Genomic DNA, 26380 nt, shown 5'->3' with positions numbered 1-26380 from the left:
CTCGTCAAACGCGCCATCACGGCGCGTCGCTGAAGTGGTAGTGCAGGTCGTGGTCGCGGCGGCTGATGCGCACCCCGGCCAGGGCCTTGCCTTCGAGCATGCGGGTGAGGAACTCGCGGCTCATGTCCGGCAGCAGGCTGTTGGTCAGGATCGCGTCGATCATCCGCCCACCGCTCTCGGTCTCGCTGCAGCGCGAAACGATCAAGTCGACCACTTCGTCGTCGTAGTCGAAGGCCACTTTATGGGTGGCTTGCACGCGCTTGCGGATGCGTTCGAGCTGCAGGCGGGTGATGGCCTTGAGCATCTCGTCGCTGAGCGGGTAGTAGGGGATGGTCACCAAGCGGCCGAGCAGCGCCGGCGGGAAGATTTCCAGCAACGGTTGGCGCAAGGCAGTGGCGATAGCCTCGGGTTCGGGAATGTTCTGCGGATCCTTGCAGACCCGGGAAATCAGCTCGGTACCGGCGTTGGTGGTGAGCAGGATCAAGGTGTTCTTGAAGTCGATCACTCGGCCTTCGCCGTCTTCCATCACGCCCTTGTCGAACACCTGGAAGAAAATTTCGTGCACGTCCGGGTGGGCTTTTTCCACCTCGTCGAGCAGCACCACGCTGTAGGGCTTGCGCCGCACCGCTTCGGTCAGCACGCCACCTTCGCCATAGCCGACATAGCCGGGCGGGGCGCCCTTGAGGGTCGAGACGGTATGGGCTTCCTGGAACTCGCTCATGTTGATGGTGATGACGTTCTGCTCACCGCCATACATGGCCTCGGCCAGAGCCAGGGCGGTTTCGGTCTTGCCCACCCCGGAGGTGCCGGCGAGCATGAACACGCCGATCGGTTTGTTGGGATTGTCGAGGCCGGCGCGGGAGGTCTGGATACGCTTGGCGATCATCTGCAGGGCATGGTCCTGGCCAATGATGCGCTTGGCCAGGTGCTGGTCGAGCTTGAGCACGGTCTCGAGCTCGTTGCGGGCCATGCGTCCGACCGGGATGCCGGTCCAGTCGGCAACCACCGAGGCCACCGCCTGATAGTCGACGGTTGGCAGGATCAGCGGGGTTTCACCTTGCAGGGCGCTCAGGCGCTGCTGCAGCTCGATGAGTTTTTCGCGCAGCTCATGGCTCTGTTCGCTGCCGGTGTCGCGGTCGACCACCCCAACGTTTTCGCGCAGCTGCGCGCGGGTGGCCAGCAGCTCGTCGACCAGGGCCTTCTCTTCGGCCCAACGGCTTTCCAGTTCGGCCAGGCGCTCGCGCTCGGTAGCCAGCAAGGTTTCAGACTGTTGCTGGCGGTTGCCGATGGCGATACCGATGGCCTGCTCGCGGGCGATGATCTGCAGCTCGGTTTGCAGTGCCTCGATGCGTCGACGGCTGTCGTCGACCTCGGCCGGTACCGCATGCAGGCTGATGGCGACACGGGCGCAGGCGGTGTCGAGCAGGCTGACGGACTTGTCTGGCAACTGGCGCGCCGGGATGTAGCGGTGGGAGAGCTTGACCGAGGCTTCCAGGGCTTCATCGAGGATCTGCACCTGATGGTGCTGCTCCATGGTCGAGGCCACGCCGCGCATCATCAGCAGTGCCTTGTCTTCGCTCGGCTCGGCGACCTGCACCACCTGAAAACGCCGGGTCAGGGCCGGGTCTTTCTCGATGTGCTTCTTGTACTCGGCCCAGGTGGTGGCGGCCACGGTGCGCAAGCTGCCACGGGCCAGCGCGGGCTTGAGCAGGTTGGCAGCATCGCCGGTGCCGGCGGCACCACCGGCACCGACCAGGGTGTGGGCTTCGTCGATGAACAGGATGATCGGTCTGGGCGAGGCCTGCACGTCCTCGATGACCTGGCGCAGGCGCTGTTCGAACTCGCCTTTCATGCTCGCCCCGGCCTGTAGCAGGCCGACATCCAGGCTGCGCAATTCGACGTCCTTGAGCGATGGCGGAACATCGCCGGCAACGATGCGCAGGGCAAAGCCTTCAACCACCGCGGTTTTGCCCACCCCGGCTTCACCGGTGAGGATCGGGTTGTTCTGCCGGCGACGCATGAGGATATCCACCAGTTGGCGAATCTCTTCGTCGCGACCAACGATCGGGTCGAGCTTGCCGCTGCGCGCCTGCTCGGTGAGGTCGACGGTAAAGCGCTTGAGCGCTTCCTGCTTGCCCAGGGCGCTGGGGGCCATGGCGCCGCTGGCTTCGCCCGGCACGGCGCCGGCATTGAAACCGTCGCTGGCGCCCAGGGCGTTTTCCGGTGAGTCGCCGACGTACTCGTCAAAGCGCTCGCTGAGGGCTTCGACCTTGATCTTGGCAAACTCCGACGACAGGCCGAGCAGGGCATTGCGCAGGCTCGGAGTCTTGAGGATGCCGAGCACCAGGTAACCGGTGCGCACCTGGCTTTCGCCGAACATCAGGCTGCCATACACCCAGCCACGCTCCACCGCCTCTTCGACGTGGGACGACAGGTCGGTGATCGAGGTCGAGCCGCGCGGCAGGCGGTCCAGGGCCTCGGTCAGTTCGCGGGCCAGGCGCGCTGGCTCCAGGTTGAACTGGCGAATGATGCGGTGCAGGTCCGAGTCCTGCAGTTGCAGCAACTGATGAAACCAGTGGGCCAGTTCCACATAGGGGTTGCCCCGCAGTTTGCAGAACACCGTGGCGGCCTCGATGGCCTTGTAAGCGACGCTGTTGAGCTTGCCGAACAGCGCGGCGCGGCTGATTTCACCCATGTTCCGGACTCCTTGTGGATTGCGATGCGCGCGTCTCGGCGTAGTACCGAGCCAGTGTCAGGTCGCTGGCATCGTGTTGCGGGCGGCCGAGCCAGGTATCGAAACCCAGGCGTCGGCCAGTGTTGAGTTGCAGGGCGGGTATTTCGTCCTGCTGCAGAATCAGTTGCAGGTCCCAGTCCAGCTCGTGCCCCTGGTGCTCGGCGACCCAGGCCACCAGCTCGGCGAAGGCACTGCCATCGGGCAATAGCGACAGGTATTGCTCCAGGCTCAGCGGCCCCAGGCAGATGCGGAACTTGTGCTGGCGGTCCCAGACATGGCTGCCCAGGCACACATCCATGCCCAGCTGATTGGCGCTCGCGCCCAGGCGGCTGCGTTCAGGCAGTTGCAGCCACTGGCCAACGTATTCCTCGATGCTTACCGGCACGCCGAAGTAGGCCCCGAGAATACCGCGCAGGCCATCCGGATAGCGGGTCTGGGCGGCGAGGTGGCCGCTGTAGTGCAACTTGGCGGTATCCGGCAACGGGCCCTGATTACGCAGCGCCGGGGTGCCGCGCCCGCTCAGGGCGGCCAGGCGGGCGGCCCAGTAGTCGTCATCGGGCCGGTCATGGCTGACCGTCGGCCGCGCTTCGGCCCAGGCCCGGTAGAACAGGCTCAACAGACGGTGATGAAAGACATCGAGAAAGCGCTTGCTGGTGCTGTCGGCGTTGTTGCGCTGGCGCTCGCGCATGTACTCGGTCAGGTGCAGCGGCAAGGGGCCGTTGGGGCCGCCGAGGCCAAAGAAGAACTGCTCCAGGCGCGCCGGGCCCTGATCACTGGCAGGCGTCAGCGCCGCCAGGGTGGCCGGCGCAAACGCACAGTCGAGCTGCTGGCCAAGGCGCACCGGATCATCGGCCAGGCGCAGCGAATGGCCGAAGCGTGGCAGCTGCGGCGACTCGCATTGCAGCCGGCGCAGGGCCTGGAAGAAATCGTAGTTCCAGGGTTCGGCCTGCATTTCGCTGAGGATGTTCACAGGGTCGGACGGCGTCCGGGCTTGGCTTTCCATCGCATGATCTCGCCGCGTTCGGTGGTACGGAGCACCGTCTCGGTAAAGCTGTTGATCGACACGTAACGTGCCAGGAAGCGCTCGAAGACCGCACCGAGCAGGAACACGCCAGTGCCGCGAAAGGCGTTTTCGTCGAATTCCAGGGTGATCTCCAGGCCACGGCCAAAGACGATCGGCCCCGGCATCGGCAGGCGTCGCGTGCAGGCCTTGCTGCTGACCTCGCGCAGGCCGTCGATCTGCAGCTGCAGGGCGGCGTCGTGGCTGTCGCCGTACAGGCGCAGCAACTCGCGCAGGGCGGCGGCGCCCTGGCCTTGCTCGGTCAGCGACAGGTAGTTCAGCGACAACTGGCTGATCAGACGCCAGGCCTTGTTGTCATGGGCATGGCTGGCCCGTGGCCGGCTTGGCCCGGCCAGGCAGCGAATGGCGGCCACCGGCGCGCTGTCGGCCAGGGTGAAATCACTGCGGCCATCGCCGACGTTCATGAACAGCGCCAGGTCGCGGTTGGTGCACAGGGCGCTGACCCCCAGTTGGCGCAGGTCGTGGCGGTAAGGCGCTTGCTGGCCATCGACCAGGCTGATGAAGGTTTCGCTGCCCATGTAGGTCGAGCGGGTGCCGTTGCGGCGCTGCTCGCTGGAGAGCATGCGCGGCTCGCGGCGGACGATGTAATAGGCCTGGTCACGGCCGTAGCGCGACGGGTCGCGGACCGCATAGAAGGGCAGGAAAGCCTGGTCGGGGCCGGTGCCGTGGCCGGTAACGCTGCTCAGTGAATGGATCTCGAAATCCGTTGGCCGGGTGCGGTCGGCGATCACATGGTGCTCGTTGACCCGGTCGCTCAGGTGAATGCGGTCGACCCGGCGCGGGAACAGGTTGATCGCCGGGGTGCAGAAGGGCACGAACTGCTCGACGCCGACGCTGCCTTCCAGGCTCTGGTCGTAGCGTTCGAACAGCACGATCAGCTCCAGCTCCTGACCATCGCAACGCTTTACTGCGCGATCCAGTTCGGCAAATTCTACGAACAGAAAACGCTGCGGCAGGGCGAAGTACTCCTGCAGCAGGCGGTAACCCTGGAATGCCTGCGGCACCACCGGTAGCGCCGCCTCGCGGTCATCGAAGCCGCAAGGGCGCAGGGCCGAGGTCGGGATGCGCTCGACCCAGTCGCTGCCAGGCTGGCGCGCGAACACCGCACAGGCGTTGCCCAGCAGCTGCTCGTACAGGCGAAACGGCAGTTCGTCGGCGCCGTTCAGGTACAGCGGCAGGCTGCTGAGGTCGAGGGCGTTGAACGGTAGTTCGGCGCCGGTACGCAAGGTAATGCGCAAGCCGGCGCGGGCCTTCGGTTCGCTGGCGGCCAGGCGCCCGAGGCGGGCTGCCGGGTTGCCGAAGTATTCCGCCTGGGCGACTTGCAGCGGCCACAGGGTAACGGGATGGGCACTGCGAAACTCGCAAGGCGTTTGCGAATCGCGACCAAGGGTGGCGCGCAGCACGCTGCCACGCGGCAGGGTGAAGCCGGCACTTAGCGAACCTTCATCTGGATCGGCCTGCATCTGCACCACCGTCATCGACGGCGTCGGCGCCAGGTAGTGCGGGTAGGCGATCTCCAGCAGGTTGTGGGTAAAGGTCGGGTACTCGGCATCGAGCTTGAGTTGCACCCGTGCGGTCAGGTAGGCAAAACCTTCGAGCAGGCGCTCGACATAGGGGTCGGCGCAGTCGATACCGGACAGGGTCAGGCGCCCGGCGATCTTCGGGTATTCCCTGGAAAATTCTGCCGCGCTTTCGCGGATGTGTTGCAGTTCCTGGTTGTACAGCTCGAGCAGGCGCGGGTTCATGGACGTCTCCGGCGCTCGGCGGGGGCCACCCGGACATGCCCGGATTCCAGGTCAAGGTCGGTACGCAGCAACAACGGCAGTGCCGCCGGCTGGGCCCACAGGTCGCCTTCGATCTCGAAACTCAGGGCGTTGTTGTTCATCTCCCCCGGTGCGACCTGGGCGCGCACCCGCAGGCTGCTGCGCAGGATGCGTGGTTCGAAGGTGGCGATGGCCTGGTAAATGATGCTCTCCAGTGCGCTGATATCAATGTTCGAGGCGCTGTTACCGGCCAGTGCCGGCAGGCCGTAGTTGACCACCGAAGTGCCGGCCGGGGTGTTGAGGGTGGCGGCCGCATCGAGCAGTGAAGTGGTGTTGAGCAGCCAGGTGAGGTCGCGCAGTACCGAGGCCTTGAGCTGGCTCAGCGAAAGCACGCGCTTGTCGTTGGCTTCTTGCAGGTTGCCGGGCTCGTCGTCGGTCAGACGATCGAGCAGCGAAGGCTGCAGACGGTCACGTGCAGCGATTTCGGCTACCAAGGGGCGGCTCCGGTGGTGATATGCGTGAGTGCGTTATCCCTATCGCGGGGCAAGCCCGCTCCTACAGGGTGGGAGCGGGTTTGCCCCGCGAAGAGGGCGAAACGCATCAGATCTTGACGTTCTGGCGCACGTTCCAGCCGTACTTGACCGGGCCGCCGTCTTTGGTGCCGTCAGCTTTCTGCGGCTGGTAATCGACCGTGACTTTGCCGAAGTTCAGGGTGACGTTTTCGGTCAGGCGGTCATCGCCGCCCGAGCCACCGGTGCTCAGCGAGCTGATCAGCACTTCTTCGAGGTTGATGATCAGGTACTCGACCTGGCTCTCGCCACCGGCCTTGCGCACGGTCAGCTTGACCTTGTCGATGTGCTTGCCGCTGGAGCAGTGCATCATCAGGTTGGGGCTGGATTTGTCGACGTACTTGGTCAGCGACAGGTCCTGGATGTTGACCTTGCCGGCGCCGCCGCCACCACCCATGTGCATGTTGCCGGACTGGGCCATGCCCCAGCTCCAGTTCAGTACATCGATTTCGTCCTTGTGGGCCTTGTCCATGGACTCGCCCTTGATGTCGCCAATCTTGATGAAAATATCAACTGCCATGTTGTCTCCAGAGTGTGGCATCTACCACATTATTTTTTCAGTGCACGCCCCGCAGCACGGGGCGTTCTAGCGAGCCTGGGCTCAGGCGCCCTTGGCCGACGGCAACTTCGATACCAGGCGCAGCGACACGGTCAGCCCTTCGAGCTGGTAGTGCGGGCGCAGGTAGAAACGCGAGTTGTAGTAACCCGGGTTGCCTTCGACTTCTTCGACCACCACTTCGGCAGCTGCCAGTGGGTGCTGGGCCTTGGTGGTTTCGGTGGAGTGGGCCGGATCGCCATCGACGTAGTTGAGGATCCAGTCCTGCAGCCAGCGCTGCATCTCGTCCTTCTCTTTGAACGAGCCGATCTTGTCGCGCACGATGCACTTCAGGTAGTGAGCGAAGCGGCAGGTGGCGAACAGGTACGGCAGGCGCGCGGCCAGGTTGGCGTTGGCGGTGGCGTCCGGGTCGTCGTACTCGGCAGGTTTTTGCAGCGACTGGGCGCCAATGAAGGCGGCGAAGTCGGTGTTCTTCTTGTGCAACAGCGGCATGAAACCGTTCTTCGCCAGTTCCGCTTCACGGCGGTCGGAGATGGCGATTTCAGTCGGGCACTTCATGTCCACGCCACCGTCATCGGTAGGGAAGGTGTGCGCCGGCAGGTTCTGCACTTCGCCACCGGACTCGACGCCGCGAATCCGCGAGCACCAGCCGTAGTACTTGAACGAGCGGTTGATGTTCACCGCCATCGCGTAGGCGGCGTTGGCCCAGGTGTACTTGGCGCTGTCGGCGCCATCGGTGTCTTCTTCGAAGGCGAAGGCTTCTACCGGGTCGGTCTTGGCGCCATACGGCAGGCGCGCCAGGAAGCGCGGCATGGTCAGGCCGATGTAGCGCGAGTCTTCCGATTCACGCAGCGAGCGCCAGCCGGCGTACTCGGGGGTGGTGAAGATTTTGGTCAGGTCGCGCGGGTTCGACAGCTCCTGCCACGAGCCCATGCCCATCACGGTCGGCGAGGCCGCAGCGATGAACGGCGAGTGCATGGCGGCACACACCTTGGACAGCTCGCCGAGCAGCTCGACGTCCGGTGGCGACTGGTCGAAGTAGTAGTCGCCGACCAGGCAACCATACGGCTCGCCGCCGAACTGGCCGTACTCTTCTTCGTACATCTTCTTGAACAGCGGGCTCTGGTCCCAGGCTGTGCCCTTGAATTTCTTCAGGGTCTTGTGCAGGTCGGGCTTGGAGATGTTGAGCACGCGGATTTTCAGCTGCTCGTCGCTCTCGGTGTTGTTGACCAGGTAGTGCAGGCCCCGCCAGGCGCTTTCCAGCTTTTGGAACTCGGGGTGGTGGATCACCTGGTTGACCTGGGCGGTGAGCTTGGCGTCGATGGCGGCAATGATCGATTCGATCGACTTGATCGCGTCATTGGACACCAGGTCGGTTTGTGCCAGGGCCTGTTCGGCCAGGGTGCGCACCGCAGTTTCGACGGCCTCGCGGGCGCGCTCGGTCTTGGGTTTGAATTCTTGCAGCAGCAGCGAAGCGAACTCGCTGGCTTGCTCGGTGGCCGCTGGCTGGGCCTGGGTATCACGCATCGGATCGGTCATGAGGCTTTGTCCTGATTAAGCGTTCGGCTCGGCATCCTGGGGCTTTGGCGCGCTGGCCAAGGCCTGGAGCAGGGCCGGATCCTTGATGGCTTTCATGATGATTTCTTCGGCGCCGGTCTTGCCGTCCATGTAGGTCAGCAGGTTGGCCAGCTGGGTCCGCGCTTCGAGCAGCTGGTTCAGCGAATCGACCTTGCGCGCCACGGCGGCAGGGCTGAAGTCGTCCATGCTCTCGAAGGTGATATCCAGGCTCAGGTTGCCTTCGCCGGTCAGCTCGTTGGGTACGTGGAACGCCACCCGTGGCTGCATGGCCTTGAGGCGCGAGTCGAAGTTGTCGACGTCGATTTCCAGGAACTTGCGCTCGGCGACCGGGGCCAGCGGCTCGGCAGGCTTGCCCGCGAGGTCGGCCATGACGCCCATGACGAAAGGCAGCTGGACCTTCTTTTCGGCGCCGTAGAGCTCGACGTCATACTCGATCTGCACCCGCGGCGCGCGATTGCGCGCAATGAATTTCTGAGAACTGGGGTTCGCCACGTTGTTCCTCCTGGTCGCAGGTGCGACGGTATTGGCGTCATCGATCGTTGCCGGTAACGGTGTTGCGTATGTGCGTTGGGTCAGGCCCGCAGGCCTCAGTCAGCTTCGGGTCCGCGCAGGGTTTCGAACTGCGACAGCCCATCGGGGATCAAGTCGCGGACGATCGCGGCAAAATCGGCGTTGACCAGATTTTTCGCGCGGTTGAGCAGCACCGGCAGCGGGCTCGAGGGCTCGTGGCGGGCGTAGTACTTGAGAATTCGGTCAAGGCTGCGCAGTACTTCGTCGCGGCTGGCGATATCGGCCGAAGCGCGGGCGATGGCGGGCGCGGGGGCGGCCTCGGCAACCGGCGGCGAGCTGTCGGCAGCGCTGCTGGTTTCGCTGGCGTCGTTGGCGGCCTGCTCGCTGGCCGGCGCATGTTCGGCAAGAATCTGCGCGGCCTGGCGCAGCGGCTGCTTGAGCGCGCTCAGATCAACTCCGCTGGCCGATCCGACCTGCTCGTTGACGAATTGCTCGATTGCCTCGGCGGCCTCGCGGGCTTGCTGTAGCGCCTCGCGGGTGGCCTGCAGTTGCTCGCCATCGCTGTCGCGCAGGGCGCCGCCGAGTTCGTCGGCGTTGAGCGTCTCGCTGGCAAAGTGCTGCAAACCGCTGGCGTGCAGGGCTGCGCGCAGGCTGACCGGGCCGAAGGCGCGGGAGCGGGTCAGCAGGCTTTCGCGCAGCAGGGCGATGTTGGTCTCGCAGACCAGACCGGCGAGGGCGTTGATACGCACTGTCGGGTCGTTGTCGTCATCGGCGTCGAGCTGCGGATGGACCTGCGGCCAGTACTGGCGCAACAGCTCGTTGATCAGTTGCAGAGTGTTGGCCAGGCCGGCAATGCCGTGCAGGGCGAGGGCACTTTGCAAGAGGAAATGAGTGACGCGAAGGTCTTTGCTGCGTTGCAGCAGGGCGGTGCAGGACTGTTCGATCTGCCGCCACTGCGGAGCTTCGGCAGGCTGGATGGCATCGCCCATGACACGCTCGGGCCGGCCTTGGGCATCACGCTCCAATTGCAGGAAGTCCGGGTCGTATTCAAGGTCGTCGCCGCAAGGAAAGTTTTCCGAAACGGCAGCGAGCAAATGCGCTGAGTTCACCAGATATCGATCTCCGTATCGTCCCGTGGTGGGGGTGGCTAATGTGTGCTAGTTGGTTTTGTGACATAGCGCACATAATTTGCTGAGTTGTCCTTAGTTGATATCAAAGTGATATCACGCCTGTTCAGCAAGTTGCGCATTTTTGGTTTATTTCCAATTGGCTGTCAAGGTAAGCTAGCGGCCCATCGTGACCTGCATACTGGGCCGTACAGGTTTATTGACTTGTTGGTCAGGGTAGCGGTGGATGTCATTTGAAACTGATGAACATCAGCGAAAAGTGAACGAAATTCGGACATTCAGTAGACTTTTTCAGGGATTGGAAGCGAATCGTGGCAAGTGTGGCAGGCCTCCAGCGGGCCCACAGGCGATTCGGGATGTTGCTAAGGAGGCGTGATGTCGCTGAGTCTTACTATTACCAGTTATCACAAGATTACCCCTGGCCAATGTCCTGAAAAGTTCATCGAGTCAGGTGCCATCAGTATTGGGCGCGGCCCCGATAATGATTGGGTGCTGCCCGATCCGGAGCGTCTGGTTTCTTCGCAACATTGTGTAATTCAATATAAAGACGGCCGTTATTACCTGACCGATAACAGCACTAATGGTGTCGAATTAATTCACGCCGGTATTCGCTTGCGTCGCGGTAACAGTGAGCTGTTGATGGATGGCGAAGTCATCCGTATCGGCGAGTACGAAATCCAGGCACGGATCGATTCAAGCTTCAAGATTGCCGATGGCAACCCGCACGCTGCTGACGCCGCCAACAGCTTCGAGGCGCTGATGGCCAACCAGGCCGGTGCCGCTGCGAGCCCCCAAAATGCTGTTGCGCCAGCGTTGATCCAGGGCGCGTCGAGCAATGCCACCTTGCCGGACCTGTTCGATTTTCTTGCACCGGCGAGCATTGCGCCGGTGACCCGCGCCGATCACGTGCCTGCCCAGCAGCATGATTTTCGCCCGCCAACGCCCGTAGCGTCGACGCCTGAGCCGGTACCGGCAAGCCCTGGAGTGATTCCCGAAGACTGGGACCTGTTCGCCGAACCGGTGCCGGCGGCGCCCGCGCCTGTCGTTGTAGCTGTCGAACCAGCCATGCCCGCACCCATGCCCGCGCCTGTCGAGGCCTCGGCGCAGGCTGGCGACTCCAGTGTGCTGGCCCAGGCGTTCCTGCGCGGTGCGGGGCTTGAACATCTGCGTATCGACAGCGCCCAGGTCGAGGCGCAGATGGAAGCCCTTGGCCGCAGTTATCGCTTGATGGTCGAGGGCCTGATCGATGTGTTGCGTGCGCGCAGCAGCCTCAAGGGCGAGTTCCGCATGCAGCAGACGATGATCCGCCCGGCAGAAAACAACCCGCTCAAGTTCGCGCCCAATGCCGATGAAGCGCTGCTGTTGCTGCTGCGCCATGGCAACCACGCGTTCATGGCGCCGGACCAGGCGGTACGCGACAGTTTCGACGACTTGCGCGCGCATCAGCTGGCAGTGATGGCCGGTGTTGAAGCGGCGATCAAGCACCTGCTCGGGCGCTTCGAGCCGGCGCAGCTGGAATCGCGGCTCGGCGAACCGGCAGGCCTGTCGAAGCTGTTCGCAGGTTCGCGCCAGGCGCAGTACTGGCAGCAGTTCACCGAGCTGTACAGCAAGATTTCCCGGGAAGCCGAAGACGACTTCCAGGACCTGTTCGGGCGCGAATTCAGTCGCGCCTACGAGGAGCACGGCGCGCGTCTGCAGCGCTCCTGAAACAAACGGAAAGTGCCACGTCATTGAGGACGCAGGATGATTCGAACAATGCTGATGGCAGCGGTAACCACACTGCTGCTCAGTGGTTGTAGCAAGGATGAAGTCGCAGCACCGGTCCAGCCCGAGGTGGAGGGGCCTACCAGCGTCACCTTGTATTTCAGTGCCGCCGCCGGGCTCAACCCGGGCGCCAACGGCCAGGCCGCGCCTGTGCGCGTGCGCATTCTCGAACTGAAGAACAGCGCAGGTTTCAGCCGCGCCGATTATTTTGCCCTGGCCGAACGCGGCTCGGCGACCCTGGGCGCCGACCTGCTAGATCAGGACGAAGTGCTGGTGCAGCCCGGTGAGCAAGTGCGCATCGACCGGCCGTTGAACCCGCTGACGCGCCAGATCGGCCTGGTGGTCGGCTACCGCGAAATCGACCAGGCGCAATGGCGCAGCCTGCTGCCAGTGCCGCCGCTGGACTACCAGATCAGCCTCGATGTTCGCGCTGTGCGCAGCGCTGCCCATACCTCCCCAACCAGCACCGCCCAATAGGCGATCGGAGAAGCCATGTCCTGGAACAATCGTGTGGTCTGGTCGGAAGGCATGTTCCTCGGAACCCAGCACTTTCAGCAGCATGACCGTTATCTCGAAAACCTTATCGATGCCCGCAGCCGGCCGCTGTCGGCGGGCGCCTGGGGCTTCTCCGAGCTGCTGGTCGACCAGGGCCTGCTGGCCCAGGGCAAGCTGGCCATCGTTTCTGCCCGCGGGCTGCTGCCCGATGGCACGCCGTTCAACATCCCCCACGATGACCTGGCGCCCAGCCCGCTGAACATCGACGACAACCTGCGTGATGGCCTGGTGTACCTGGCCTTGCCGCTCAAGCGCGCCGGTGCCCGCGATACCGTGGACGAAGGCGAAGCCGCGGGTGGCGCGCGTTATGTCAGCCGGGTGGCCGAAGTGCGTGACGACAACGCGCCGTTCGAGAACCGCGCCCCGGTCGCCCTTGGCTCCCGTGCGCTGCGCTTGATCACCGCCGAAGAAGGCCTGAGCGACTATGCCGCGCTGGGCCTGGTACGTATCAAGGAAAAACGCGCTGACCGTGCCCTGGTGCTGGATGACAGCTATATCGCGCCGGTGCTGGATGTATCGGCGAGCAAAAGCCTGTCGGCATTTCGCAGCGAACTGCTGGGCCTTTTGCATCAACGCGGTGAAGCACTGGCCGGGCGGGTGGTGGCCTCCGGTGCCGGTGGTGCTTCGGAGATCGCTGATTTTATGCTCCTGCAGCTGGTCAATCGCGCGCAACCGCTGGTTGAGCACCTGAGCCAGTTGAGCCCGCTGCACCCGGAGCGGCTGTACAGCGAGCTGGTCAGCCTGGCCGGTGAGTTTGCCACCTTCTGTGCCAGCAACCGCCGCCCGGGTGAGTTCCCGGTGTACCAGCATGACGACCTGGCGGCGAGCTTTGCCCCGGTCATGCAGGCGCTGCGCGAAGCCCTGTCGATGCTGATCGACAGCAAGGCCACGCCGATCCCGATTGTCGAGAAGGCCTATGGCATTCATGTCGCCATGCTTGCCGACCGCAGCCTGCTCGACAATGCCAGTTTCATTCTCGTGGTGCGTGCCGACGTACCGAGCGAAACCCTGCGCGGGCGCTTCGCCCAGCAAAGCAAGATCGGCGCGGTCGAGCACATCCGTGACCTGGTCAACCTGCAGCTGCCGGGCATCGGTCTGTTGCCGCTGCCGGTGGCACCACGGCAGATCCCGTTCCATGCCGGCTCCACCTACTACGAGCTCGATCGCGGCAGCGAGCACTGGCAGCAACTGCAGAACGCCGGCGGCTTTGCCTTCTACGTCGCAGGCGAGTTCCCGGGGCTGAACCTGGCCTTCTGGGCCATCCGAGGATAAGCCGCAATGCAGCCTAACGACCCGTCGGCGCCACCGGCCAACGACCGCACCCAGTTCATGCCGCGCCCCGGTGGCCGCGGCCCGCAGGCCGGTACGCCGGAGCCTGTGGCGGCGCCGTCGATGCCAGCGCAGCCGCTAGCCGCTGGCCAGGCGCTGGGCCTCAACCCGCTGGAAAGCGCCGCCGGGCCATTGTTGGCCTTGCTGACCCGCTTGCGCAGCACCATCGCCCATCCGGCCCCGGCCAGCCTGCGTGCGCAGTTGCTGGCTTATCTGCGTCAGTTCGAAGAGCGCGCCGAAGCCGCCGGTGTGGCCCGTAACGAAGTCATGCTGGCCCGTTACGCGCTGTGCACTGCGCTCGACGAAGCGGTACTCAGTACGCCGTGGGGCAGCAGCAGTGATTGGGGCAAGCAGAGCCTGCTGATCACTGTGCACAACGAAGCCTGGGGCGGCGAGAAGGTCTTCCAGCTGCTGGAGCACTGCCTGCAGAGCCCGCGCGAACGCCTGTACCTGCTGGAGTTGCTGTACCTGTGCATGTGCCTGGGCTTCGAGGGCCGTTACCGGGTTATCAACGGTGGCCGCGCCCAGCTCGAAGCCTTGCGCGAACGCACTGCTGCCGCTATCCGCAGCGCCCGGGGTGAGTTCGAGCGCGAACTGTCGCCGCACTGGCGCGGGGTCAGCGTCAGCCGAGATCGGCTGTCGCAGTTCATCCCGCCCTGGGTGGGCCTGGCCATCGCCCTGGCGTTGCTTCTGGCTCTGCTGTTTGCCCTGCGCATGATGCTCGCCGCCGACGCGGAGCCTGTGTTCAAGAACATTCATGCCCTGGGCGAAATCCCGGTGCAGGCCATCGACCGTCCGGTGACCCAGCCCAAGCCGGTGGAACGCCCACGCCTGGCGGGTTTTCTGGCCAGCGATATCAAGGCCGGGCGGGTCAGCGTCGAAGACGCCGTCGACCGCTCGGTGGTGACCATCCGTGGCGACGAATTGTTCGCCTCGGCCAGCACCAGCATCAACGACAGCCTGCAGCCACTGATGCTGCGCATTGCTGACGCCATCGGCCAGGTCAAGGGCCAGGTGCGCATCACCGGCCACAGCGACAACCGGCCGATCGCGACCTTGCGCTTCCCATCCAACTGGGCGCTGTCCCAGGCCCGCGCCGAGCAGGTGCTGCAGATCCTGGCCGCCAAGACCGGCCAGCCCGCGCGCTTTACCGCGCAAGGCCTGAGCGACACCGAACCACTGGCAGCGAACAACACGGCCGAAGGCCGGGCAAAGAACCGCCGGGTTGAAATCACTGTATTGGCGGAGGGGGTCGAGTGAAGGCGTTTTTCGGATTTGTCATTCGCTGGGTCATTCCGCTGCTGGGCCTGATCGCCCTGAGTCTGATCATCTGGTTTGTCGGCCCGCTGTGGGACATGCTGATCCCGGCAGGGCGGCGCTGGGCGCTGATTGCCCTGCTGTTTGCAGTGTGGCTCGGCTATCGCCTGTGGTGCTTCATCGAGGCCCGCCGCCAGGCGGCAGAAGTCATGCGCAGCCTGGCTGCAGAAACAGCGCCTGACCCTGCCAGCGTGGCCACCGCCGAAGAACTGGCAACTCTGCGCCAGCGCATGGACGAGGCCCTGGCCCTGCTGAAAAAGGCGCGCCTGGGTGGCGATGAGCGGCGCAACCTGTACGAGCTGCCGTGGTACGTGATCATCGGCCCGCCGGGCTCGGGCAAGACCACGGCGCTGGTCAATTCCGGCCTGCACTTTCCGCTGGCGGCGCAGCTTGGCGCCGGGGCGATTCGCGGCGTCGGCGGCACGCGCAACTGCGACTGGTGGTTTACCGACCAGGCGGTGTTGCTCGACACCGCTGGCCGCTATACCACCCAGGACAGCCACGCCCAGGTCGACAAGGCGGCCTGGCTGGGCTTTCTCGATCTGCTGAAAAAGCAGCGCGCGCGCCGGCCGATCGATGGCGCTTTCATTGCAATCAGCCTGTCCGACCTGTTGCTGGGCAGCGACGCCGAACGTGCTGCCCATGCTGCGGCCATCCGCTCGCGTATCCAGGAGTTGTACAGCCAGCTGGGCGTGCGTTTTCCGATTTACCTGATGCTGACCAAGCTCGACCTGGTGCCGGGTTTCATGGAGTTCTTCGACACCCTGAGCAAGGAAGAGCGCGCTCAAGTGTGGGGTATGACCTTTGCCCTGGACGACGACAAGTCGGTCGAAGGGCCGCTGGCGCAGTTCCACAGCGAGTTCGCCGGCCTTGAGCAACGCCTCAACGAGCGCCTGGTCGAGCGCCTGCAGCAGGAGCGCGACCCGGCGCGGCGCGATCTGGTTTACGGCTTTGTCCAGCAGTTCGCTGCCTTGCGCTCCAACCTGCAGGGCTTTCTCGACGGCGTGTTCAAGCCCAATGCCTATGAAGAACGCGCCCTGTTGCGCGGCGTGTACTTCACCAGCGGCACCCAGGAAGGCAGCCCGATCGATCGCCTGATCGGCGCCATGGCCCAGAGCATGGGCCTGGACCGTCAGCATCTGGCACGCCAGAGCGGCACCGGGCGCAGCTACTTCATTGAAAAACTGTTCAGCGCCGTGGCGTTTGCCGAGCGCGGGCTGGTCGGGGTCAACCCGCAAGTCGAGCGCCGGCGCAAATGGCTGGCCCGTGCTGCACTCGCCGCCAGCGTTGCCCTGGTAGTGCTGGTCGGCAGCGTGTGGGCGCTGAGCTATCGCGCAAACCAGGCTTACATCGCCCAGGTCGAGCGTAAGCTCGCGCCGCTGGGGCCAGTCCTGCAAACCTTGAGCCCGGCCCAGCGCGATGTACTGGCGGTACTGCCGTTGCTCAATGCCGTGCGCCATCTGGCCGAGGATCCGCCCAGTTGGGCCGAGGGGTTGGGGCTGTACCAGGGCGACATGCTCGAAGCCGAGTCGGCCAGCGTCTACCGCAAGTTGCTGATTGCCGTGTTCGCTCCGCGCCTGGTCACCCGTATCGAAGAGCAACTGCACAGCGGCGGTGGTTCGGACTTTCTCTACGAAGGCCTCAAGGCCTACCTGATGCTGGCTGACGGCGAGCATTACGACCCGGACTTCATCAAGGCCTGGGTCAGCCTCGACTGGGAGCAGAGCCTGCCTCGCGACCTGGCCCCGGAGCAGCGTGCGGCATTGGGCGAGCATCTGCAGGCGCTGTTTGAAAAGCGTCCGCCGAATGCGCGCCTGGATGCCAACCTGATCGAAGACCTGCGTCGCCAATTGCAGCAGTTGCCGGTGGCCCAGCGCGTCTATGACCGGGTCAAACGCCAGCAGTTGCCCAACGGCGTCAGCGATTTTCGCCTGAGCGAAGCGGCTGGCCGCGACGCCGCGCTGGTGTTCAGCCGCAAGAGCGGCAAGCCTTTGGGTGAACCCTTGAGCGGGCTGTTTACCCTTGATGGCTATCGCAAGGCGTTTCTTGCCACCAGCCTGCAACACAGCAATACCCTGGCTGAAGAGCGTTGGGTGCTGGGCCGCGAGCAAGCCGATGAAGGTGATGTGACTAGCCTGGCCGCCGACGTGCGCCGTTTGTATTTCGCCGACTACATCCGCCACTGGGACGCGCTGCTGGCCGATATCGACTTTGTGCCGATCACCAGCGTGGCCCAGGCCGCCGATGTTCTGCGGGTGATTTCCGGGCCGACCTCGCCGCTGAAAAAGCTGCTGAGCGCCGTGGCCAAGGAAACCAACCTGCAACAGCAGGACCCGCTTGCCGCGGCCCAGGCCAAAGCCAGCGAGGCTGGTGTCGACCAGCTCAAGCAGCGCCTGGGTAACTTGCTGGGCCAGGATGCTCCGGCCGATAGCCGCCAGGCGCAGCAAGACCAGGACCCGGTCACTGCGCACTTTGCCGACCTCGCCAGCCTGGTCAGCAAGGGCGAGGGCGAGCCGGCAGCCATCGACGGCCTGCTCACCGACATGAACGCCTTGTACGTGCAGGTCAGTGCCATGGTCGGTGCCAGTGGCGACGCCCTGCTCGGCGAGGCCAAGAACCAGGCCACTGCCGCCGCCAACCGCGTCAGCCTCACCGCGCAGCGCCAGCCGCCGATGGTTCAGGGCCTGGTCAAGTCGGTGGTCAACTCGACCACCAACACCATGATGGGCGGCGTGCGCAATCAACTGAACGCCGCCTGGACCAGCGAAGTGGTCAACGTTTATCGCCAGTCGCTGAGCGGTCGTTATCCGCTGGCAGCGGGCAGCTCGCGGGATGCCACGCTGGACGATTTCGGCCAGTTCTTCGGCGTCGGCGGGGTGATGGACAGCTACTTTCGCAAGTACCTGCAGCCGTATGTCGATACCTCGGCCAACCCTTGGCGCTGGCAGCCGGGCGCGGCGCAGAAGCTCGGCATTGGCTCTGGCGTGTTGCACACCTTTCAGCGTTCGGCGGCGATTCGCGATGCGTTCTTCCGCTCGGGCGGCATGCAGCCGACCGTGCGCTTCGAGCTCAAGCCGGTGGCCATGGACGCCTCGGTCACCCAGTTCTTGCTCGACCTCGATGGCCAGCAGATCAGCTATGACCACGGCCCGAGCCGCCCGGTTGCGATGCAGTGGCCAAACCCCAACAGCATCGGCGTGGTGCGCCTGTCGATCATGCCGCCATCGGCCAGCGGTCGCTCCGGCCTGACCCTGGAAGGGCCGTGGGCCTGGTTCCGCTTGCTCGATCAATCCGACCTGGTGGCCGGCAACGGCCCGGATCGCTTCAGCCTGCGCCTGCGCGTCGATGGCGCCAGCGTGTCGTACGAGCTGCGCGCCAACAGCGCCTTCAACCCGTTCAAGAGCCGCGTGCTCAGCGGCTTCAGCCTGCCGGAGCGGTTGTGATGGCGGGCGTCGGCTTCTACGGCAAGCTGGCCAGCCGCGGCGACTTTGTCAGTCGCGGATTGCCGCAGAGTTTTATCCAGCCCTGGGACCAGTGGCTGGCGGCCGGGCTTGTGGCCAGCCAGCAGCAACTGGCCGAGCGCTGGTTGCCGGCCTATCTGGTCAGCCCCTTGTGGCGCTTCGCCCTGGCCCCGGGAGTATGCGGGCCCGACGCTGTAGTGGGGGTGTTGATGCCCAGCATTGACCGGGTAGGGCGCTATTTCCCTCTTATCCTGGCCCAGGTTCTGGCGCCGGATGAGTCGCTGGCGGCAGTGGTGAGTGGCCCGGATAACTGGTTCGAGCAGTGTGAAGCCCAGTTACTGGCAACCCTCGAGCCGCAAGCCGCTTTTGAGGCGTTCGATGCAGCAGTGCAGGGCATTGATGCCCCTCGTAGTGCTGTTGTTTCAAGCCCGGTTGTGGGTGGGTTGCAACGCTTTGCAGCGGTGACCTCGCAGGCGCGCCAGGCAGCCTTGGCCGAAAGCGCCTGCGCCGGCATGAGCCTGTGGTGGGGGCGCGGCTCGGAGCATATCGAGGCGGGAATGCTGCGCTGTGCGGGCCTGCCGCACAGTGAGGATTTCGCCAGTTTTCTTTTGGGTAGTGAGGCGGCGCGCTAGATGACGGCTTTGCATTACACCGCAGCCAGCTACAGCCATGTCGGCCTGGTGCGCAGCATCAATGAAGACGCTTGCCTGGACCTTGCCAGCGAAGGCCTGTGGGCAGTTGCCGATGGCATGGGCGGGCATGCGGCGGGCGACTACGTCAGTTGCCTGATCGTCGATACTTTGCGCCAGTTGCCGACCACGGCGTCCCTCAATGACTTCGCCCAAGTGCTGCGCCAGCGGCTGTCGGCGGTCAACGCGGCAGTGCGCGAAGAAAGCGCCCGGCGTGGCGTGGCGATGATGGGCAGCACCCTGGTGCTGCTGGCGGTGCGCGCTGACCAGGGTATCTGCCTGTGGGCCGGGGACAGCCGCCTGTATCGCCTGCGCGACGGGCGCCTGGAAGGTATCTCGCGCGATCACAGCTACGTGCAGGAACTGCAGGACAGCGGCCTGCTCAGCGAGGCCGAAGCGCGGGTGCACCCGCGGGCCAACATCGTCACCCGGGCAATTGGCGTCGAGCCCGAGCTCGAACTTGAGGCCGTGCACCTGCAGGTCCTCCCTGGCGATACCTATCTGCTGTGCAGCGATGGTCTGAACAAGACCGCCGAAGACCATGAAATTCGCGAAGTGCTGGGCCACAGCGACCCCTACCAGGTGGTCCGCAGCCTGGTGCACCTGGGCCTGACCCGGGGCGCCCCCGATAACATTACCGCCGTCGTCATCAAGGCCGGTTGAAGACCAAGCACATGGACAAAGTGATCCCCGGATACGACATCGACGGCGAGATTGGCGAAGGCGCCATGGCCACCGTCTACCTTGCCACCCAGCGCTCGCTGGAGCGCAAGGTGGCCTTGAAGGTCATGGCCGCGGCGCTGGCTGCCGACCCGACCTTCTGCGAGCGCTTCCTGCGTGAAGGCCGCACCCTGGCGCGCTTGTCGCACCCGCACACGGTGACCATCCACGACATCGGCAATGTCGGCGAGCTGTACTACATGGCCATGGAGTACCTGCCCAACGGTACGCTCAAGGAGCGTATCGCCGCCGGGGTCACGCCGGAGCAGGGCCTGCTGTACATCCGCCAGATCGCTTCGGCGCTGGGTTATGCCCATGCCCAGGGCCTGGTGCACCGGGATGTGAAACCGGCCAACATTCTTTTTCGCGCTGACGGCACTGCGGTGCTGTCGGACTTCGGCATCGCCAAGTCGCTGGATGACCGCACCCAGTTCACCCAGGCCGGGTTTGCCGTTGGCACCCCCAGCTACATGAGCCCGGAGCAGGCGCGCGGCCAGGAAATCGACGGCCGCGCCGACCTCTATGCCCTGGGCGTGGTGTTTTACGAGATGCTGGTTGGCAAACTGCCCTACAGCGGCAACGACGCGCTGTCGACGGCCTTGGCGCATTTGACCGAGCCGTTGCCGGAGCTGCCGATCGAGCACGGCCGCTATCAGGACATTCTCCGTGGCCTGCTGGCCAAGGACCCGGCCGAGCGCTTTGCCGATGCCGAGACCTTGCTGGCGGCGCTCGACCGGCTACCCGTGCAAGACACCGAAAGCACCCTGATCCAGCCGCTGCCGATTGCAGCGCCGGTGCCACCCCTAGCCGTAGAGCCTGCACCGCCAGCGCCGAAACCAGAACCGGTCACCAAGGCCTCGCCACCTGCAGCTGCGCGCAAGCGCCCGACACCGGCCTTGCTCGCCATCGCCGTTGCTGCCGCGCTGGGCCTGGGCGGGATTGGCTACTGGGCCATCAGTGGCGACGAACAGGTAGTGGAGGCGCAGCCGGTACAAGCCCGCGAGCCAGTAGCGCCGACCGTTGCGACTGCGAGCAACGACAGTGACCGACCATTGCTGATGGCCGGCAAGCGAACCCTGTTTCAGCGCGTGCTGAGCCGGCCGGGCGCGCAGGTCGTCAAGCAGCCGGGCGCCACGCCCAGTGATACCTTGCCGGCCTTTACCGTGCTCTATGTCTACCAGCGCCAGGACGTCAACGGCAGCCCTTGGCTTGAGGTCGGCACCGCCAGTGACGGTCGCCGCGACGGCTGGTTGCCGGCCTCCCAGGTCAGCGACTGGAAGCAGAGCCTGGTATTGAAGTTCACCGAACGCTCGGGGCGTGCGCCGGTGATGTTCCTGCGCCAGGCCGATGAGCTTGAGCGTTTGCTTGGCGACACTTCGGCCGCCCGTGCCGAGCTGCTCAAGGCGCAGAACAACCCCGACGAAGTGCCGCAAGTGATGGCCCTGGAACCCAGCGCCAGCGCCGTGCCCCAGGAGCAGTTCTACCTGATGCCGATCTTCGAGGCGCGCGAGAGCTTCGACGAAAACGGCCAGCCGCTGCAGCTGCTCAATGTCGCCTCCATCGACCCGGGCAACAGCGCACCCGCCGGCGAAGCGAAAGCCGCCGGCATGGCCACCTCAGGCGACGCCTTCCGTACCGCCGTGGTGCTGGTGGTGGATACCTCGGTATCGATGCAGCCTTATATCGATCAGGTCCGCCAGGTGGTGCACGAGCTGCACGGGCAGATTTCGCGCCGTGGCGAGCTGGACAACGTCAGCTTCGGCCTGGTCGGCTTTCGCAACAACACCACGCGCACGCCTGCCCTGGAGTACCTGACCAAGACCCTGGTAACACTCGACGAAGGCCGCGATCCCGAGCGTTTTTTGAAGCTGGCCGAGCAGGTGAAAGCCACCAACGTCTCCAGCCATTCGTTCAACGAAGACGCTTTTGCCGGGATCATGCAAGCGGTCGACGGCATGGACTGGTCCGGCTACGGCGGGCGCCTGATCCTGCTGGTCAGCGACGCCGGCTCCCTGCGCAAGAACGACCGCTACAGCAGCACCCAGATGAACGAAGCCGAAGTACGCCAGGCGGCCTTGAGCAAGCAGATCAAGATCTACGCCCTGCACCTGCGCACCGAGGCCGGCAAGAAGAACCACGCCTACGCCGAGCAGCAGTATCGGGTGCTTACGGCCGATGCCAACCCGCAGATCGGCGACCTGTATGTATCGGTACCCGGTGGCGATGTGCACAAGTTTGGCGAGCGGGTGCGCGAGATCGGTTCGACCTTCGCCGACCTGGTCCACCAGGTGCGCAGCAACACCGCGCAACCGGCGCCGCTGCTGGCGGCTTCGCCGAGCATCGCCGACAAATCCGCCGCCATCGGCTATGCCATGCACATGGATTTTCTTGGCCGCAAGAGCGCCAGCCAGGCGCCGCAACTGGTCAGCGCCTGGACCTCAGATCGCGACCTGACCAACCCGGCGCTGCCGACCCTGCAGGTCTGCGTGATGCTCACCAAGCTGCAACTCAACGACCTGCAGCAGTCGCTGAAGCTGATCGTCGATGCCGCGCGCAAGACCCGCACTTCGCCCAAGGATTTCTTCCAGGAAATCGCCAGCGCCAGTGCCTACATGAGCCGCGACCCGGCCGCCCTGCGCAAAGGCGCCAACCTCGCCGAAGGCGGTGTGCTGGGCGAATACCTGGAGGGCCTGCCGTACCGCAGCAAGTCCCTGAGCATGACCCAGGACCTATGGTTGTCGCTCAGCGTTGGCGAACAGGAAGACTTCATCGACGAGCTCGATTCGAAGATCCGCCTGTACGAAACCTTCCACAACGACATGGCCAACTGGGTGCGCTTCGGCAATGCCGAGCCCGGTGACGCCTTGTACCGTGTGCCGTTGTCGACGCTGCCATGATGATCAACCTGCACGCGCTGCGCAAAACCCGCGGCCTCGGCAACCAGCGCTACAGCCTGGAGATCGAGCGCCTGGAGCTGCGTGCCGGTCAGCAGCTGGCGCTGGTCGGCCCCAGTGGCTGCGGCAAGAGCACCTTGCTCGACCTGCTGGCCTTGGTGCTGCAGCCCGATCAGGCCGAGCGCTTTGTGTTCAGCACCGACTCGCACACCTACGACGTTCAGCAGCTGTGGCGTGAACAACGCCAGGAGCACCTGGCGCACCTGCGCCGCCGGCATCTGGGCTATGTGCTGCAAGCGGGCGGCTTGCTCGGCTTTCTCGATGTGCGCAGCAACATCGCCCTGCCGCGCCAGGTGCTTGGCCTGGGCAATGACGGCAGCGTGCAGCGCCTGGCCGAACAACTGGAGATTGACGATCAGCTCGACAAGCAGCCAGGCGCCTTGTCGGTCGGCCAGCGCCAGCGGGTCAGCTGCGCCCGTGCCCTGGCGCACAACCCTGATTTGCTCCTGGCCGATGAGCCGACCGCGGCCCTGGACCCGCTCAATGCCCAACGGGTAATGCAACTGCTGCTGCGCCAGGCGCAAGCACGGCAGGTGACCTGCCTGATCGCCACCCACGACGAGGCGCTGGCCCGTGATGCCGGCTTGCAGGTGTTGCGCATGGTCTGCCGCCGCGATGCCGACGGTGGTGTCACCGCCACGCTGGAGGGCCAGCCGTAATGCGCCCGATGCTGATCGCAAGCCTGGCCTGGCGCGACTATCGCAACGACGCGCGTCTGTCCGTTTGCAGCGTGCTGGCCCTGGTGGCGGTGATTGCGCCGTTGCTGGTGCTGTTCGGTCTGAAATTCGGCCTGGTCAGCAGCCTTACCGAGCGTTTGCAGCGCGACCCGGCCGTGCGGGAAGTCATCCCCTTGGGTGGCGGTCGTTTCAGTGCCGACTTCGTCGCTGAACTGGCGGCGCGTAACGACGTCGCCTTCGCCTTGCCGCGTACCCGGCAGATTGCCGCGACCGCCGACCTGGTGCTGGCTGCGCGCAAGGTCGTGGTCAATGTCGAGATGATCCCCACTGCACTTAACGACCCGTTGCTGCAAGGGCTGGCCGTTCCCGGTGCGGTCGACCAGATCGTCCTCAGCCGTACGGCGGCAGAAAAGCTTGGCGCGAAGGCGGGTGATCAGCTTGATGCTTCGTTCAGCCGCCAGCTTGCCGGGCAGATCCAGGCCCAGCGCACCACCTTGAAGGTCGTCGCCGTGCTGCCGCTGGAAGCCTTCGAGCGCGATGCCTTGTTTGCGCCGCTGGCGCTGCTGGAAGCCGCCGAAGACTACCGTGATGGTCGCGCCGTGCCCGCTTTCGGCTGGGAAGGTGAGCGCCATACCGGTGAGGTGCAACGGGTTTATCCGGCCTTCCGGCTGTACGCGCGCAACCTCACCGATGTCGAGCCGCTGCGGCGTTTTTTTGCCGATCGCCAGTTGCTGGTCTCGACCCAGGCCCCGGCGATTGCCCAGGTGCAGTCGCTGAGCCGCAACCTGACCCTGGTGTTCTGGATCATTGCCGCGCTGGCCGTGTCGGGCGCGTTTGCGGCGATCTGCGCCGGCGCCCTGGCGGCGGTCGAGCGCAAGCGCCGCGAGCTGTCGGTGTTGCGCCTGCTCGGTTTCAGCACCGTTGCCTTGCTTGCATTTGTCGTGCTGCAGGCGTTGTACAGCGGGGTGTTTGCCGCTGTCATCGGCGCGGCGCTGTACGCCCTGGCCGAAAGTGGCCTCAACCAGTTGTTCATGCAGATGCCCGGCGAGTACGCCAGCCATCTGCTCCCGTCGCATTACCTCGTTGCCTTGCTCGCTGTGCTGCTGGCCAGCGCGGCCGCTGCCGCCCTGGGGGGCTGGCGCGTGGCACGAATAGACGCTTGTGAAGGAATTCGAGATGTTTGACCGCCGCTTACCCGCCCTGGCGCTGATCGTCGCCGCCCTGAGCCTGGTGTCCTGCGCCCAGGCAGAGGACGACAGCAAGCCTGCCAGCAATAAACTGGACAACCCCAAGCCACTGGCCGACGACATCAGCCTGCCGCTGCCGTGCGACGGCGAGATGGTCTTCCGCCACGTCTACGTGCTGGCCCAGGGCAGCCTGGACGACCGTGAGGTGAACCTTGGCTACCCCTTCAGCGAAGGCGAAGCGGGCTACAAGCAGTCGTTCATTTCCGGCTATCGCCGTGACTTTATCAACGGCCAGTTCAGCCTCCAGGACCTGTCTGCCGACTGGAAAAAACGCATTGGTCCGAGTCTGCCGAAGACCGACGCCGGCAGCCCGCTGAAGCCGATGATGTACTTCATCGGCAAGTACGAAGTCACCGCCCGCCAGTACGCTCAGGTGATGGCCCAGGCCCAGTCGCTGGCCAGCGGCGAACCGGCGCCGGCCTGTGAAGCACCGAGCGGCATGGCCGGGCGTTTGCCCAAGGTCAAGCTGTCGCGCTTTGAGGCCGAGCGTTTTTCCGCGGTGTACAGCGCCTGGTTGATGAAGAACCACCGTGACTTGCTGCCGGTCAGTGGCCGTGGCAACAAGGCCGAAGACGGCGGTGTCGGCTTTGTGCGCCTGCCCACCGAAGTGGAGTGGGAGTTCGCTGCCCGTGGCGGCTCCGCCGTCAGCCGCCAGGAGCTGGAAGGGCGGCTGTTCCCGCGCCGCCTCGAGGGCAGCGAAAGCGACGGCCCGCTGGCCGACTGGGCGGTGTTCAACCAGGTCGCCGGCGGCACCGGCCAGGCCGCGCGCCTGACCCCGATCGGCACCAAGCTGCCCAACCCGCTGGGTATGTTCGACGTACTCGGCAACGCCGCAGAGATGGTCCAGGAATCGTTCCAGCTGGTGCACGCCGGGCGGCGCCAGGGCGCTTATGGCGGGTTTGTGGTCAAGGGCGGTAACTACCTTGAAGGCGAGGGCACGCTGTTTACCGGCATGCGCCGCGAGTACCCGCTGTTCGGCGCCGATGGTACCGAGCAAAGCAACGAGACCACAGGTTTTCGTGTCGCCATCGGCGCGCTGTCGGCGCCGCGTTCACGTTATGAAGAACTGTTCGAGCAATGGCAGAAAGAGGGCCGCCTGGCCGCGCTGACCGACGCCATCGACGACGCCCAGGACCCGACCAAGCGCCTGGACAGCATCATCGCCGCCAGCGTCGACCCGCGCCTGCAAGCCGAGCTTGGCCTGGTCAACGAAGAGCTCAAGCGCAACGTCTCGCTGATCGCCCAGCAGCGCGAAGAGGCCGCCGGCAATCTGATCCAGTCGGCGGCGCTGGTGGCCGAAACCATCAATAACTACAACATCCGCCTGACCAACCTGCAGAAAACCCAGCAGCAGGCCAAGGCTTCTGGTGACGACACCAGCGCCAAGCTGTTTGCCGCTGCCATCAACAACGGCCGCAGCGCCCTCGACGGCGCAGTGGCGATCTACATCGACAACCTTGCCACTGGCACGCGCTACACCGACGCGGTGATCCAGGCGCAGTTCCAGCGGGTCAAGGAAGAGCTCAATCGCAAGCCGGTGCTGGGCAAGAGCCTGCTCAGCCGCGCGACCCTGTTCGTCCGTCATGTCGGGGACTATCGCCAGCAACGGCGCGCCGACCCGGCGACGATTTTGAAAGAACTGCTCGCATCAGCCGCCCCGCAACCTTGAGCGGCTGTCGAGCGAGCATCGGAGTGACCGGGGCGACATGAGGTTGTCCCGGGCGTGTTTAAACAAAGAGAGAACCTGAC

General features: G+C 64.8%; 19 protein-coding genes. 11 read left to right on the top strand and 8 right to left on the bottom strand.

Annotated features, from left to right (window positions below):
- Nucleotides 1–16: 16 nt before the first annotated feature.
- From tssH to tssA, 8 genes are all read right to left on the bottom strand, one after another.
- The gene (gene tssH, locus LOY37_RS25795; RefSeq protein WP_258716008.1) at nt 17–2695 is read right to left on the bottom strand and encodes a type VI secretion system ATPase TssH; all 2679 of its coding nucleotides are present in this window, start codon (nt 2693–2695) and stop codon (nt 17–19) included.
- Nucleotides 2688–3737 (bottom strand): type VI secretion system baseplate subunit TssG, encoded by a 1050-nt coding sequence (gene tssG / locus LOY37_RS25790; protein WP_258608479.1) that lies wholly within the window; start codon nt 3735–3737, stop codon nt 2688–2690. Before tssG ends, tssH begins: the two co-directional genes overlap by 8 nt.
- Entirely contained in the window at nt 3701–5560 is a 1860-nt protein-coding gene (gene tssF, locus LOY37_RS25785; RefSeq protein ID WP_258716007.1) for a type VI secretion system baseplate subunit TssF, read from the bottom strand. The genes tssG and tssF overlap by 37 nt, the downstream gene beginning before the upstream one ends.
- Complete coding sequence (tssE, locus tag LOY37_RS25780; protein ID WP_093378493.1) at nt 5557–6072, bottom strand: type VI secretion system baseplate subunit TssE; 516 nt, start codon at nt 6070–6072, stop codon at nt 5557–5559. The genes tssF and tssE overlap by 4 nt, the downstream gene beginning before the upstream one ends.
- A 106-nt stretch (nt 6073–6178) precedes the next feature.
- Entirely contained in the window at nt 6179–6667 is a 489-nt protein-coding gene (locus LOY37_RS25775; RefSeq protein ID WP_038998241.1) for a type VI secretion system tube protein Hcp, read from the bottom strand.
- A gap of 81 nt (nt 6668–6748) precedes the next feature.
- The gene (gene tssC, locus LOY37_RS25770) at nt 6749–8242 is read right to left on the bottom strand and encodes a type VI secretion system contractile sheath large subunit (protein ID WP_010221276.1); all 1494 of its coding nucleotides are present in this window, start codon (nt 8240–8242) and stop codon (nt 6749–6751) included.
- 15 nt (nt 8243–8257) lie between these two features.
- Entirely contained in the window at nt 8258–8773 is a 516-nt protein-coding gene (tssB, locus tag LOY37_RS25765) for a type VI secretion system contractile sheath small subunit (protein WP_010221277.1), read from the bottom strand.
- Between the two features lie 95 nt (nt 8774–8868).
- Nucleotides 8869–9900: a type VI secretion system protein TssA gene (gene tssA / locus LOY37_RS25760; protein WP_258716006.1), complete on the bottom strand. Its 1032-nt coding sequence runs from the start codon at nt 9898–9900 to the stop codon at nt 8869–8871.
- Between the two features lie 393 nt (nt 9901–10293).
- On the opposite strand from tssA, the gene tagH reads away from it, so the two are divergent.
- The 11 genes from tagH to LOY37_RS25705 are packed head-to-tail and all read left to right on the top strand — an operon-like array spanning nt 10294 to nt 26300.
- The gene (tagH, locus tag LOY37_RS25755; protein WP_258716005.1) at nt 10294–11625 is read left to right on the top strand and encodes a type VI secretion system-associated FHA domain protein TagH; all 1332 of its coding nucleotides are present in this window, start codon (nt 10294–10296) and stop codon (nt 11623–11625) included.
- A gap of 36 nt (nt 11626–11661) precedes the next feature.
- Nucleotides 11662–12159: a type VI secretion system lipoprotein TssJ gene (gene tssJ / locus LOY37_RS25750; protein ID WP_258716004.1), complete on the top strand. Its 498-nt coding sequence runs from the start codon at nt 11662–11664 to the stop codon at nt 12157–12159.
- A 15-nt stretch (nt 12160–12174) separates the two neighbouring features.
- The gene (gene tssK / locus LOY37_RS25745; protein WP_093378512.1) at nt 12175–13509 is read left to right on the top strand and encodes a type VI secretion system baseplate subunit TssK; all 1335 of its coding nucleotides are present in this window, start codon (nt 12175–12177) and stop codon (nt 13507–13509) included.
- Between the two features lie 6 nt (nt 13510–13515).
- Nucleotides 13516–14826, top strand: coding sequence for a DotU family type VI secretion system protein (locus tag LOY37_RS25740; RefSeq protein WP_258716003.1), 1311 nt, complete (start codon nt 13516–13518; stop codon nt 14824–14826).
- Nucleotides 14823–18326 (top strand): type VI secretion system membrane subunit TssM, encoded by a 3504-nt coding sequence (gene tssM, locus LOY37_RS25735; RefSeq protein ID WP_258716002.1) that lies wholly within the window; start codon nt 14823–14825, stop codon nt 18324–18326. Before LOY37_RS25740 ends, tssM begins: the two co-directional genes overlap by 4 nt.
- Nucleotides 18326–18976 carry a type VI secretion system-associated protein TagF gene (tagF, locus tag LOY37_RS25730; RefSeq protein WP_195885239.1) on the top strand — a complete coding sequence of 217 codons (651 nt, stop codon included), beginning with the start codon at nt 18326–18328 and terminating at the stop codon, nt 18974–18976. The genes tssM and tagF overlap by 1 nt, the downstream gene beginning before the upstream one ends.
- A complete protein-coding gene (locus LOY37_RS25725) occupies nt 18977–19696 on the top strand; it encodes a PP2C family serine/threonine-protein phosphatase (protein WP_093378531.1) in 720 nt (239 codons plus the stop codon).
- A gap of 11 nt (nt 19697–19707) precedes the next feature.
- Entirely contained in the window at nt 19708–22650 is a 2943-nt protein-coding gene (locus tag LOY37_RS25720; RefSeq protein ID WP_258716001.1) for a serine/threonine-protein kinase, read from the top strand.
- Nucleotides 22650–23366 (top strand): ABC transporter ATP-binding protein, encoded by a 717-nt coding sequence (locus LOY37_RS25715; RefSeq protein WP_309475555.1) that lies wholly within the window; start codon nt 22650–22652, stop codon nt 23364–23366. Before LOY37_RS25720 ends, LOY37_RS25715 begins: the two co-directional genes overlap by 1 nt.
- Complete coding sequence (locus LOY37_RS25710; RefSeq protein WP_258716000.1) at nt 23366–24568, top strand: ABC transporter permease; 1203 nt, start codon at nt 23366–23368, stop codon at nt 24566–24568. Before LOY37_RS25715 ends, LOY37_RS25710 begins: the two co-directional genes overlap by 1 nt.
- A complete protein-coding gene (locus LOY37_RS25705; protein ID WP_258715999.1) occupies nt 24561–26300 on the top strand; it encodes a formylglycine-generating enzyme family protein in 1740 nt (579 codons plus the stop codon). The genes LOY37_RS25710 and LOY37_RS25705 overlap by 8 nt, the downstream gene beginning before the upstream one ends.
- Nucleotides 26301–26380 lie beyond the last annotated feature (80 nt).

The sequence above is a fragment of the Pseudomonas sp. B21-012 genome (genome assembly GCF_024749305.1).
GTDB lineage: Bacteria > Pseudomonadota > Gammaproteobacteria > Pseudomonadales > Pseudomonadaceae > Aquipseudomonas.
The sequence above is the reverse complement of the archived record's forward strand: the minus strand, read 5'-3'. Positions and strand labels throughout refer to the sequence as shown.